Here is a 541-nt window from a genome sequence, read left to right as displayed (position 1 = left end):
CAAGGGGTTAGCACCTCATGTCATAGCAGCTGCAGTTGGTCATAAAAATGATCGGACCACGAAAGAAAATTACTTGAAACAACGATTAACGAAAGATAATGATGCAGGAAATTTAATAACGGAGGATGAATTTTAATTTTACTGCCATATGCCACATTCGTTTTCGTCTTACATGACTTCAGTACCGTCGTTTATAGTTATGTATTTTTTATATAATAAAAATAATTTTATCACTTATTTATCAATGTCGAGCGCCATAGTTCCATAGTTCTTCGCTAAGCTTCCCTAAATATCAAACATATTCATAGGGAACCTTGTAGAACCTTGCTAAGGTTCTGTTGCGAAGTTTTGTTAAGGTTAAGTGGTGCTAACAAAAAATTGTACATTTTATGTGATTGTTAGTAGCTCCTGTAATTCATTGTATGTCGAAAAACCGAAGTCTGAGCCAAGACTTTGGTTTCGTTTATATAAAGCATGAATGGTTTCGATGCCTTTCAAGGTACGGGAAGCGTGGCGAAGATTTTGAAATCCTGCGGATTTG

At 35.9% G+C, this 541-nt stretch carries 2 pseudogenes; one reads left to right on the top strand and one right to left on the bottom strand.

The window, feature by feature from the left end:
• Window positions 1-136, top strand: a pseudogene (locus tag LOK41_RS28490) (tyrosine-type recombinase/integrase); the annotation flags it as partial.
• 251 nt (window positions 137-387) lie between these two features.
• Here LOK41_RS28490 and LOK41_RS28485 read toward each other — a convergent pair.
• Window positions 388-541, bottom strand: a pseudogene (locus LOK41_RS28485) (IS6 family transposase); the annotation flags it as partial.

The organism is Bacillus sp. TL12 (assembly GCF_022625245.1).
Lineage (GTDB): Bacteria > Bacillota > Bacilli > Bacillales > Bacillaceae_G > Bacillus_A.
The sequence above is the reverse complement of the archived record's forward strand: the minus strand, read 5'-3'. Positions and strand labels throughout refer to the sequence as shown.